Source organism: Intestinibacter sp., assembly GCF_051866655.1.
In the GTDB taxonomy this organism is placed as follows: Bacteria; Bacillota; Clostridia; order Peptostreptococcales; family Peptostreptococcaceae; genus Intestinibacter.
Window position 1 is genome coordinate 1 of the sequence record NZ_JBJDXL010000474.1, and the last position, 11602, is coordinate 11602.

The 11602-nt window shown below is 31.3% G+C and carries 17 protein-coding genes and 2 pseudogenes; all 19 read right to left on the reverse strand.

What is annotated here, in order from left to right; genetic code table 11:
• Positions 1-170 precede the first annotated feature (170 nt).
• Entirely contained in the window at positions 171-317 is a 147-nt protein-coding gene (locus ACI3VO_RS14185) for a hypothetical protein (RefSeq protein ID WP_439758544.1), read from the reverse strand.
• Positions 318-434: 117 nt separating this feature from the next.
• Positions 435-719 carry a hypothetical protein gene (locus ACI3VO_RS14190; protein ID WP_439758545.1) on the reverse strand — a complete coding sequence of 95 codons (285 nt, stop codon included), beginning with the start codon at positions 717-719 and terminating at the stop codon, positions 435-437.
• A 69-nt stretch (positions 720-788) separates the two neighbouring features.
• Positions 789-974 carry a hypothetical protein gene (locus ACI3VO_RS14195; RefSeq protein WP_439758546.1) on the reverse strand — a complete coding sequence of 62 codons (186 nt, stop codon included), beginning with the start codon at positions 972-974 and terminating at the stop codon, positions 789-791.
• Between the two features lie 263 nt (positions 975-1237).
• Positions 1238-1387, reverse strand: a complete 150-nt coding sequence (locus tag ACI3VO_RS14200) for a hypothetical protein (protein WP_439758547.1) — start codon at positions 1385-1387, stop codon at positions 1238-1240.
• A gap of 675 nt (positions 1388-2062) precedes the next feature.
• The gene (locus ACI3VO_RS14205) at positions 2063-2209 is read right to left on the reverse strand and encodes a hypothetical protein (RefSeq protein ID WP_439758548.1); all 147 of its coding nucleotides are present in this window, start codon (positions 2207-2209) and stop codon (positions 2063-2065) included.
• Positions 2210-2839: 630 nt separating this feature from the next.
• Positions 2840-3034 (reverse strand): hypothetical protein, encoded by a 195-nt coding sequence (locus ACI3VO_RS14210; protein WP_439758549.1) that lies wholly within the window; start codon positions 3032-3034, stop codon positions 2840-2842.
• Positions 3035-3334: 300 nt separating this feature from the next.
• On the reverse strand, positions 3335-3700 hold the full coding sequence (locus ACI3VO_RS14215; RefSeq protein WP_439758550.1) for a hypothetical protein: 366 nt from the start codon (positions 3698-3700) through the stop codon (positions 3335-3337).
• A gap of 477 nt (positions 3701-4177) precedes the next feature.
• Positions 4178-4381 carry a hypothetical protein gene (locus ACI3VO_RS14220; RefSeq protein ID WP_439758551.1) on the reverse strand — a complete coding sequence of 68 codons (204 nt, stop codon included), beginning with the start codon at positions 4379-4381 and terminating at the stop codon, positions 4178-4180.
• Between the two features lie 691 nt (positions 4382-5072).
• Positions 5073-5345, reverse strand: a pseudogene (locus ACI3VO_RS14225) (hypothetical protein); the annotation flags it as partial.
• A gap of 171 nt (positions 5346-5516) precedes the next feature.
• Positions 5517-5867: pseudogene (locus ACI3VO_RS14230) on the reverse strand (hypothetical protein).
• Positions 5868-6360: 493 nt separating this feature from the next.
• A complete protein-coding gene (locus ACI3VO_RS14235; protein ID WP_439758552.1) occupies positions 6361-6507 on the reverse strand; it encodes a hypothetical protein in 147 nt (48 codons plus the stop codon).
• A gap of 1502 nt (positions 6508-8009) precedes the next feature.
• The gene (locus ACI3VO_RS14240; RefSeq protein ID WP_439758553.1) at positions 8010-8309 is read right to left on the reverse strand and encodes a hypothetical protein; all 300 of its coding nucleotides are present in this window, start codon (positions 8307-8309) and stop codon (positions 8010-8012) included.
• Between the two features lie 21 nt (positions 8310-8330).
• Entirely contained in the window at positions 8331-8570 is a 240-nt protein-coding gene (locus tag ACI3VO_RS14245) for a hypothetical protein (RefSeq protein ID WP_439758554.1), read from the reverse strand.
• A 20-nt stretch (positions 8571-8590) separates the two neighbouring features.
• Entirely contained in the window at positions 8591-9085 is a 495-nt protein-coding gene (locus tag ACI3VO_RS14250; RefSeq protein WP_439758555.1) for a DUF7841 family protein, read from the reverse strand.
• Positions 9086-9700: 615 nt separating this feature from the next.
• A complete protein-coding gene (locus ACI3VO_RS14255; protein ID WP_439758556.1) occupies positions 9701-9928 on the reverse strand; it encodes a hypothetical protein in 228 nt (75 codons plus the stop codon).
• Positions 9929-10027: 99 nt separating this feature from the next.
• A complete protein-coding gene (locus tag ACI3VO_RS14260; RefSeq protein WP_439758557.1) occupies positions 10028-10153 on the reverse strand; it encodes a hypothetical protein in 126 nt (41 codons plus the stop codon).
• A 538-nt stretch (positions 10154-10691) separates the two neighbouring features.
• Entirely contained in the window at positions 10692-10844 is a 153-nt protein-coding gene (locus ACI3VO_RS14265; RefSeq protein WP_439758558.1) for a hypothetical protein, read from the reverse strand.
• 120 nt (positions 10845-10964) lie between these two features.
• The gene (locus ACI3VO_RS14270) at positions 10965-11147 is read right to left on the reverse strand and encodes a hypothetical protein (protein ID WP_439758559.1); all 183 of its coding nucleotides are present in this window, start codon (positions 11145-11147) and stop codon (positions 10965-10967) included.
• A 48-nt stretch (positions 11148-11195) separates the two neighbouring features.
• On the reverse strand, positions 11196-11417 hold the full coding sequence (locus ACI3VO_RS14275; RefSeq protein ID WP_439758560.1) for a hypothetical protein: 222 nt from the start codon (positions 11415-11417) through the stop codon (positions 11196-11198).
• Between the last annotated feature and the right edge of the window lie 185 nt (positions 11418-11602).

Genomic DNA, 11602 nt, shown 5'->3' on the forward strand with positions numbered 1-11602 from the left:
CCTAAATTACCTAAATTACGCGTATTGTAATTAGTTATAGCTTGCTGTCTTTCTAAAGCCGCTCTAGTATTACTTAGATACTTGTTAGAATTTCTACCTCTGAGAGTAGAAAGTACCTATCCAGAGTAAGGATTACCTACTTGCTATACCTACTCTGGTTTAGCAAATAACTACATAATAGTAGGAGTAATATCAGAAACTATATTGCCTACATTACCTAGTACATTTTTAGAGTTTTCAGTTTCACTACTAGCTTGATACGCACCATAATACAAGCTGTCATTAGCATGATATGTGCTATCATATAGCTCATTCATAAAATTAGACCAATCTTCTCCTCCGTCTGAAAACTTATTAATACTAGTCTATACTCTTTTTGCCTCTTGTTTCTACTTTAGAATATTAGTTACTAAATTCTAAGCATCTTTAGTACCCTAAGAAAATCTGTCTACATTCTTAATCTTCTTCATATTTAACATTCTTGCAGCCTCATCTGCAGGTGTTTCTCCAGTTATTTTATCTTTCATTTTAGGAGAATGACTGAATACGTAACCTCCTTTAGCTAAGGCTAATACATCATCCTTACCATTAGGCTTAGCTTTACCTATTCTAGTAGCATTACCTTCTTTGTCTACATATACTTCTCCTTTACTTAACTTAATGGGGTGATACGGTATATCTCCTCCGTATGCGCGTCCTAATACGTTAATATTATCCATATTGTCAGCATATTCCTATTCCGCAACCTGTCCTGTTTGCAATGCAGTCTTATTTCCCCAAGCCGCATTCTAAGAATTTCTGTACGATTTATAAGGAGTATGACCTAATAAACCTCCCTTTTTTAAAGTACCGGCTTCTGTAAATCCTCTACCAACTACTTTACCATTGCTAAACGCACTAGATGCAAATCCCAACGCTCCTCCGGCTATTGCTCCATAAGGCCCAAAAACAGATCCTGCTGAAGCTCCTTGCAATGCCCCGCTTATGGCAGAAGTAGCTGCCTATTCTTTGGTATCGTAACCTTGACTACCTTGTGCTAAATTTGTAAATAACATCTGACCGCCCTACATAAGGGCGCTTGCTTTATCAAAATTCATAATTATACTAATGATTGTCTAAATGTTGTACTAATACTGGGTAAACTAAAGTTATTTCCTTTACAATCGAAAGTATAATCACATATTAGATATTTACCCTTTAATCTACCTGAATATGACATATCGTCATCGTTTGTTTCCTATCTACCTATAGCAAATCTATACGTATCTTCTCTATAATCTATTATATAGTTATCATCTATATCCTTTAAGAACGAAGAAGTTTGACTCTTAGTATCGAACTTTACATTACTTAGCATATCGTTTATATTACTAAAGTATCCGTGCATAAATACATTATCAAACGTCTTAGTTGATAAAGGATTTTTATTTATTACTAACTATATATTACTAGTAATAAACGGATTTTCTGCATCTTCGTAGAAATGACTGTTCTTTACGTAAAGTAACTTATCAGAAAAACTTACATGAAAATCCGGAGCAAACGTATAATAAGAAGTGAAAGCCTAAGCTCTTTCATTAAACACTAATGTATTTATATTAGTAGAGAAACATACTTCATTATACTTATTATCATAGTAAGCGTCGCAAACTTGAACCTACTATTTATTCAAATCACTCTATATATTCTTCTACTTTGATAGTTTTACTACTGATTCTGCAAACTAACATATCTCATTCTTGTCTTTATCAAACCAATAAAGCCCGTAGTAAGAATCTACTATACTTTTGTCATTTACTATAGATGAACCATTGTTATGAGTTATATAATCGTATCTAGCTAATATGGTACCTGTACCTAAAGTAAGCTAAGACACATTGTTGTCAGTTATAAGAGATCTTTCATTTACAGATGCAACCCCTACAGCCTAATCCTAGAAGAATACTAATTTGTCTTTAAACAGTTTTAGATTAGTTATCTAACCATATTTATTATCTACGTCTAAGTAATCTGCAGGTTTGAATATACACCAACTATCCTAGAGTTCATTTGCCATCTTAATCTAAGACGCGTATATTCTATTAGGAGTACTTATATCAGTCAAAGCATATAAACCTTTATCAGTAAATACTTTTGCATATGGTTCTACAGAATAAGCGTCATTATATGAGTAATAAGGTCTAGTTTGTACATTATAGTCTCCAAGCATCCCTTGCTCTATCGTAGTAGATAAATAAGGATTAATATTAGTTCCATTAAAAGAACTGCTGTTATTCTAACCGTTATTTGAATTTAGTAATACAGTAGTTTCAAACGGTATATAGTCTACTACGCTTATTAACTAGTCTTTCTAGTTGAATTTATCATCGTTTACGTTTGGAACAGGGCTACACGTCTTATGATCTAATATATCTACGTATGTATCTCCACCCCTTACAGTTATCTACCCATTTCTACCATTATGATATTCTCCTATACTAATATATGTAGAATTAGTTCTATTTGCATAAGTATTGCCTCCATACTATGTAGTATTATTTATTACATTTACTATAGGCAAACTAGTATATAATGTATTGTAGGAGCTTATTGGTTCAGAATATTTTAAAGTAGACATTATATTGTAATTGTCTGGTAACGTTGGATATATATCAATATTATCTGTATTTACAACCATGCATTTACCATAATACCCTATTTTAGCATGTGCTGTCCAGTTGTCTTTATTAAATTCTGTAGTAGTTGTTGCAAAAGATATATAAGATACATCATTTATAGGCTAATAGTAAGGAGTCATGTCTGTATATTGATTCTGCTTTAACAAATTACTATATATACACTAATGTATATTGTAAACGTTGTTTGAATCATTGAAATACGTTACATATTTTTTAGATATTAAAGACGGAACAGTATTTCGATCATTTACGTCCAATATTATCTTATACTTCACATTATCAGCATCAGAATTACTAACTAACCCACACACATTGTCATTATCATAAGTAGGCGTAGCTTCCCAAGAATTGTACAAATATCTGGGACATAAGAATACTCTAGTATAATCGTTTGCACTAGATCTGGTTACGGTTTCTATTGCATTTGTAACCCAACCTATTACTTCTATACTGGCGTTATTAAATATATCTTTAATGCTAGAATCAGAAAAGTCTATCTCTGGACTTATTAAAGTGTGATAGTTACTTTTTATTCCAAGTAATTTAGAATAATAACTACTATTGGTATGATTATTAAAACTGTCTGTTTTTATAGCATAGTTGTTAGAAAAAGTTAATATAGCAGTAGGTCTGTAATCTTTCTCACTAGCTAATTGCTAAGCATTTGTAGGTATTTTGTTATCATTATCTATGTTTACTATTCCAGATAATACTCCTTGCATTATAATTGATCTATCTTGGCTTCTTCTTTCGCATCTCACTATTTCATATCCCACTACTTCTTGTGGTACATTAGCTACTTCAAACTTAATATACAGAGGTTTTCCTATTAAATAACTATCGTATAAATAAAAAGGAGGTAACTCATCGTAGCTTGGCATTCTTATATCTGCTATCCAATGCACTGGAGTACTTTGGTGCTTACTGTTGTAGAACACTATACCAAATCTATATGTTTCTCCTCTCATATAACCTGGTATGTGAACTGCATTCGCTCTTTCTATACCAAGATTATCATTCAAACTATCTTCTTCATTAAACTATACTCTATCTAGCTAAATAGCTTCTGTAGTAAACGTATAACTAACATTAATTCCACTACCTCCTAAATTACCGTACACATCGTAAGCTAAATAAATTTCAGTATCATTGCTTTCGGTTTCTTCTCCAGTTCTAACAAAAGCTTTTTTTGGCTATATACAGTCATGATCTTCTGGAACTAAATTATTTAAATTATGTACGTCGTATATAGTCTACTATATACTATCCCCAGTACTAGACTACAATAGTAATATTTTCTCACGGCTTAGTCTATAAGCTCTAGCATCGTAATCTATATCCCACAAACTATCTTTTGTATTTGCTGTAAATAGTATATTATCTTTAGTTTCTATAGTGGCGGCTATTATATTCTATCTTATGCTATTTAATTCTTCAATAGTAGAAGTAGATAAGATAGTATTATCACTGTCATTGTATGTTATATAAGAAGTAGTTATCTATAATTCTGTAGCTATTTCTACTGTAGGTTGTTCAGTAAGATCTTTATAATATATTCTGTATATTCTTATATACTTAAATTTAGATACGGCAGTATTATCTAAGTGCACACTTAAATTTATAGACTTCTTTGTATTCTTACCTGTAAAATTGTCAGACTTTACATCATACACTCTTATTATGCTAGACAAACTAGATAACAATGAACTATTACCTCTTTCGTTAAAAAGTTGGTAACAGTATTGATAAGATCCGGCTTTTAACTTACCATTATTAAAACCAGAGAACTACAGCTACGATAAATTAGCGTCAGGAATTATATCATAATTTCCAGGAATAGCTAAACTATTGCTACTATTGTCTAATAAATTAAATACTCTTAAAGGTTTTGTTCCATCACAAACGTACAGTTTTATTATGTCTTCACTTTCTTTGTTCGCTATTACTTTGACATGCTCGTTCCATCCAAACTCTCCGTATATTACTAGCTTTGGAGTTCTATCTTTACGATCTATTCTATATATGTATTGTACTTTATTAAACTCAGTAATTAAGTATATATAGTCTCCTACCGATCCAGTAGCTAATATATAATCGTGTCCTATCTCATCTAGTTCGTCATTTAGTTCGTAATCTTGAACTCCATTAATGTTAGACAGTACACCAGTAGTTCCATCATCATTAGTAACTATACGTATATTTTCAGCATACCTGTAAGCATCCTAGCCAAGTAAATGGATATCAGTATCTCTATCCATTCCTTTTACAAATGTATTTGTTTGTATATCCATATTAGTTCTAATTATAAATTACTTGTCTTCTACCAGTAGTATCATAGAATATATCATCATCTAACATTTCTGGGTACAACTTATGCCAAGTATTGCTTATACTCTAGATATTACTTTGATCTGGCATTATAGATTCGGCATAGGCTTGCTTTCTGTAGTAATTCCAACTATTCTTCATATCATAATATACGTGCTAAGACATATCTCCTCTATAGTATCTAGGATAGCTGAACTTCAATACTACATACCAATAAATTGCTTCAGAATATGAAGATAAATCTGGTATCATAGGCATACCGTCATTGTCAGTATGTATAGCATGATATGATATTTTAACGTACCCTTCTGGTACAGAAGTATACAGGTAACCTGGTTTTACATCATAAGCTAACTAATTATTGTAATCAATACAATTACCAAATGTATATTCATTTATGAGAGTGCTTAAAGTGCTCTTTATGTTAGGATTAGTGTTAATCTAGTCTAATGCCTGTTTATCATCTATATAGTTAAATAGATTTTTTACTATAGGTATCAAAGTATTATCCTATACTAACATACCTTCACAGCTATTGTTTTGCTCGTCGCACTGACATTTTACTCTAGTGTACACACTAAAAGAGTTAGCAGTTCTAAGCATAGGCACCCACCCACAGTTATCTTTAAATGAAAAAGCAACTTGGTTTAGTCTATATAGATCACAAGGTAATTTAGCCTAATAGTTTGTTACAGGAATTACAGCTACTCTGTGATCTAATTGCTATACAGAACCTATCTTCTCCATAGCTTCTCCTATCCATTCCTTTATGTCAGATATTTTAATATCTCTTTCTTTTAAGTCTAAGTCTGCTATTACTTTAGCAATTATAGACTTACTACTAATCATATTATATATCATAATTCTCTATAATCGTGTTCTTTATTCTTAATAATAGCAGCTAATCTTCTCTTATTTGCTCTAGTCATTATCAGCTAGTATCTTGTCTTATTTAAAGCTGTAGACTACTGTTTATTCCAATATATTCTGTACTTGTAGTAATCAGAGTGTTCGTTTAACAGATATACTAGCTTACCTTCTTGTTTGGTTGCCTAGTAATCTATTCTAAGACTTTTGCCACTGTATTCCTTTGGCCTACTTTTGACTATTTCTATAGTACCTAGTCTACACGGTAACTTAAACTCTTTACTATTCTCAAGTACTTCTCTTTGTATATACTTAAAGTAGTCTACTAATATCTTCTTATACAGCTAATAAGATATGTCGTATTCAGTATCTCTTTCAATATTCTACAGATAGTAGTTATAGAATGAAGGTATTGTGTACGACTTTGTTTTATCTGCGTATTTATTATTATCGTTAATCATCTATATCTCCTATCTAATACTTTATTCTAATTATCGTCACTAGAATTATTTGTAACGTCAGAAGTAGCATTACGTAAATATGCTAACTCTTTAGTAAATATCAAATCTTTAATTGTAGATATATGCTTTGCTGGTACAGGGTATTCTGTATTAGGATCATAGCAGTCTACCATACTCTAAGGATTCTGAGCTATAAGATCTACATCTACATACTCTAACATACTAGCAGGTGATTCTACATACAGCCTATTCTGCTTTACATAAGCTATGTAGTCATTACAGCTATACTTTCTATATTGCTAGAAGTTCTTTTTAGTTTCATGACCTATCTGTATTAGATTACCTACTTTATCTTTAACTGATACGATACCAGGAAATCTCTTGTAGTTTATAAGTGAAGGTAATTCTATATCACTTACAAATACACAATCTCCGTACCCTGTATCTACTTGTGATAGATGTATATCCTTAATTGTTTGTACATACTCTGGATCTAATTCTGTAGTTTCTTTCTTATCCAGTTCCTATCTGATTAAGTAAACTCTATAGTTATTTATCCATAATTCTATCTATAGCCTACTTAATTTCTCAGATTCTCCTATATTACTATTACGCGCTTCTAGTAATATATCATCTATAAGGTTATTAAGTGTCATAATGCATTATATTTAAGTTTATCTATTATAAACGATTTTAAGGCGTTTTAAGACACTTTCATTGTAATATAATACAAACGGTTACATTTCTTTATAGCCTTTCTTAAAACGCTTTATAATAAGTTTTACGAGCTGTGCGAGCCATTAACGAGCACAGCGAGTAAAATTTATTACACCCATTACAAAGCTATAATGCTATATGTAACGGCAACCTGCGAGTGCGACACCTTTAGGTGTCGTAGGAGCAGGTTCCTGCGATGTGCGCATATGAAAAAAGGTTGACGTTAGTCAACCTTTATACCTTCTCTATTGTCTTTCTATTCCAACTACTCTAATATCTATCTACATTTATTAGCTTCATTTCTATAATACTCTATAGAAGCTATTTTAGCCTAGCATTCATTGTATTGCTAAGTAACCTAAGATATTAAGTCTTTTCGTTCTGTAGCTATAGTAAGACCAATAGCTACATCATTCATTATACTTTTATCAGCATTTACAGTTAATTTCTTCTATATACCATTACAACTAATAGTTATATCTATTAACTTCTTTTTAAGCACATTGCTTAAGTAAGGATTCTACATACTAGTATCATCATAAACCTACCCTACAGCAGCTACACTACCTATATGATAAGCATTAGTTTTTATAAACGTACCAGCACTCTCAAGTATATATAAAGAATCTCCTACCTTTAAATCTTTAAAATCCATAGTAATAAGAAATATAGGGGCAGTTTCCTGCCCCAATTAATATTACGCAGTAGTAGTAGTCTTCAACTGAGAAATAAGATATTCATTCTGATTCTTTTGAGATAATTCTAATCTAGCATCATTATATCTCTACTGCAATTCATTATTCCAATGACAGTTAAGAGTATCAATTATTCTCTAAGTATTAGCGTTACCAGCATTTAACAGCTGACAAGTCTGGGCTTGCGTCTCATAAGCTATATTAGAGAATCCTCTTTCTAGACCAGTATTAACTGTATTAATAGCACTTACAAGTGTATTAGTCTAGTTACAGTTAGCTAATTGATTCTCATAACCCATCTTTATAATCTCTTTCTGTGTGTTGCAGCAGCAGTCTTTAACTGCCGTTATAATACCACAGTCACCCATATTAACTGCGTTGATAACACGTTCTGCAGAGAATCCTACATTAGCGGCTACATTGTCAATAGCAGACTTAACGCAACATATAGACTGATTCAAAGTGTTAAAGTCACAGTTAAGGTTAGAAGCTAACTGACCAATAGCAGCATTGTTGCCCTTAATAGCATCCATTAACAGATTAGAATTCTGATTATCAGCCATCTAGCTGCTCAGAGCGCTAATCTAGCTTTGTATCTCAGCATTCTGTAGTCCACCACAGTTGCCTCCCCATTCTCCATTATTGAAGAATCTACCAGCAAACATCATCCACACTAAGTAGACAAAAGGGTTATTCCACATACCATTCATACCACCATTAGCCATCATCGCCCACATAGGGTTATTATTATCTTTTAACAAAGCAGCAGTACCAGCATCAATACCACCACGATCTATTAAAATTCTTTCAGGTTCGTAAGTCATAATTGTTTTGATTTAATTGATTAATATCTTGATATTCTATAAGGTCTACGAGTACGTATTTCACGCTCAGTATAATAATCATCCTCTTCATAGTGTTTCTTACGAGGATAGTAATATTCATACTCTTCTTCCTCTTCATCTTCATGATGAGCGCCACAAACAACGTATTTGAAATAGTTCCAGGTTTTACCATCTTCTACATCTTTGTCGTTTAACCAAGCTTTAGCTAACTCTACAAAGTGTTTAGGATTATCTGAATTAGTGGCACCGAGTATAAATCTATAGTAATCTGAACGTATCATATTAAGTACTACAAACCAGTCATATTTATTAAATTTACCACTAGTTAAACTAACTCCGTATTGATTAGCAAAAGCTGTAGTTTGTTCTATAGTCCAATGAGCTCCTTTAGTTCCATCTTCATTTACCATATGAGATACTACCTCAGTAGCGCAGCTTTCATTGAAATGAGGACCATACATTAACTCGTGGCGTTCAAATTTATATTTATCCATACTGATTATATTTATTTATTGATTTCTATAATACGAACGTCTTTTGTTTTTATTAAATCATTACTGTTAACTATTTGATACTATCTACTGTTAATCTTTTTGAAATCTAAATGTATTAGTCTAGTAAGCCAATTCTTATATTTCCTTTTATATTCCTTTTTCTAAGTAATGAATATAGTCTAACTATTATTTATTTCTAACTTAGCGCTAAGTATAGAATCTTTTCTGCTGATAAGAATAGAAGTGAGTTCATTAGGTTTGATGTCTATAGTAAAATCATCATTATGTACTACAATAGTAGTATCTACATTTATGGTCTATGATTGTATTGTTGCTTGCTAGACTTCTTTTTTCTTTATGTTTAGTTGCTTTCTCTACAACTCTATTTCTTTAACCAGACTATCATTGCTATTAGACATATCATCTAAAGTAAGCTATAGTATTCTATTATTCTATATAGTACTATCTGATATACTCTAATAGTATAAGCAATTATTATATAGTCTATCTATTTCTTTCTATTTACTATTTAACTGATTGCGCTAGAAAACAAAAATGGCAGAGAAAATCGTAATGATAATCACTGCCAGTAATTTGTTATTCTTTGAGAACCAATTAATTAAGTTTGTTATTATTGGTATCATTTTTAATCTTTTCTTCTATTATATCTGAAATGTCTACATCTAGATATTTATCAGCCTTCGACTTAATTATTTTAGCTAATAGCTTTGATATTGTTGAATTAGGATGTAATGCTCTTAGAGATTCTAATAATGATATTCCTTCAGCTATACAAACAGAACCAGCTGCTACTTTTACTGCGCTTAACTCCTGATATGTCATGAAAATATTACTATCTAAGAATAAAGCTAAGCATATTAATACTGTAGCTTCAGTATACTTATTAACTGTATTCCAGAATTTATGTGATTCAAATTGTTTCTAACCATATTTCTTAGATACTTTATAACCATAATATAAATCAGCAGTAATAAAGCAATATGCAGTAAGAGTTGCAGGCATAGCCGGTGCTAAAAGTGCAGCAAATGAAGTTATTGCTCCCCACAACGACTACCAACCATTTGCAAAAATGCGTTTGAATAACGTCATTGTCTACTCTCCTAAATGTACTACCATATTATTTTATCATCTGTTAGCTAAAGATAATGCTGTCATATAGTTAGTAACGTAACTAATATTAATGTGTTTACTATATAAAATACCATTAGTTTGATACTAATAGCCTTTTATATTGTTATCTAAACGTAGTAAAATCATGTCCTTCAAACACTACTGTATTGTGGTCTGTATCTGTAACTACAAAATGACCAGAATTTATTGGTGTACTAACTATAGCTGTCACAGCATTGTCTGGAAATGTATAAGTAGCATCATTATACTATCCGTTATAATATGTTATAAATTCTCTGTTAGAATCTAGTAATATTATTTTACCCCACGATTCTTTTGTGTTAGTAACTTTTATATTGAACAGTCCGGTTACATCTATTTCGTAGCAATTAAAAGTCCATTGTTCTGAGTATTCTATTACGTTATCAGTAACAGTAGCTTCTGTGTATAATTTTAAATTTTTACACCTAATAAACTATTTCGTATTGCTTTTCGATCCGTCTTTTTTAGTTCCTTTTACTGTGATTATCTTATTGTATTCATCTACAATTAAGTAATTACCTTCCATGTGCCCCGGACCATTTATTACTTCATAGTCTAAATCATACTCATATACGTTTTCTATCAATGTCTTATCTTCTGTTAACCATCCTTTTCCAGGTATTAATTGTATGTCATTAAATTCTGATAACGGTAGTATATTATCTGGTTTATCACTCCAATTTGTAGCTATTTTATATTTATCTACCTAATCGTCAGGAACATAATAAATGCTATTGTTGGCATAGCCAAACCCACCGTTTAAAGATACTACTCCATTGTATCTAAGTATGTATCTAGCTCTATTTTGTCCAGAAAGTGAACTTGCGAATGAAGTAAAAGTTTCAGGAAAGTCTATTACTTCTGTGAGCATAGTCTTTTCAAGAATCATATATCCTTGATTGGTAATTAAGCCATATGGTAATATTACATACTATAACTAATAACAGTTTTTAAATCCAATCTCCATGTTTTGTATCAGCGGCAACTTTACTTTCCTTAGTTTTTTACAGTTAGTCCACATCCCACTTTTAGATATTAACCCTGTAAAATACTGCAATTCCTCAAAATATTCTATATCTGTTCCATTAAAAATAGAACTATTAGAACCAGACATATTAGAAAGACTGTTTACATTTGCAGCTTCTTCATAAGTTATCATTTTATTTCCATTAGTATCAATATAACGAAGACTATTAACGTTAGTTCCGTCGTAATCTGCGTATACTTTAGTATTTAAAAGAATGTCTAATACTAATGGGTCTCTAAAGCGTATTGCTTTATCACCATTTAACTATATATCTAGACGATAAAATGTATCTCTTAGAGCATTAATTGTATCTTCAT